Annotated in this window: 1 protein-coding gene; it reads left to right on the top strand. The window is 63.3% G+C overall.

The genetic code is table 11. The annotated features are described in order from the left end of the window. A partial coding sequence (locus J5M56_RS27335; RefSeq protein WP_207938247.1) for an immunoglobulin-like domain-containing protein occupies positions 1-237 on the top strand: 237 nt, incomplete at both ends.

Raw genomic sequence — 237 nt, 5'->3', positions numbered from 1 at the left:
CCAAGGGCCTGAGCGAAGGCACCATCACCGTCGACGCACCGAAAAACACCGTGTACGTCGACGCCGGTAAGGTTGAAGCGACCATCACCGGCACGACCGGTGGTGACTTCGAGAAGCTCAACGTCAGCTCGACGCCGGCGGTTACTTCGGTCACCGACACCATCGACACCAGCACCGTGACCCTGAGCGCCACGCCATCGGCCGTCGAGGGTGGAGTGGTCACCTATACCGCTACCG

It is taken from the genome of Pseudomonas sp. 51_B (assembly GCF_017491595.1).
Classification (GTDB): Bacteria; Pseudomonadota; Gammaproteobacteria; order Pseudomonadales; family Pseudomonadaceae; genus Aquipseudomonas; species Aquipseudomonas promysalinigenes.
The sequence above is the reverse complement of the archived record's forward strand: the minus strand, read 5'-3'. Positions and strand labels throughout refer to the sequence as shown.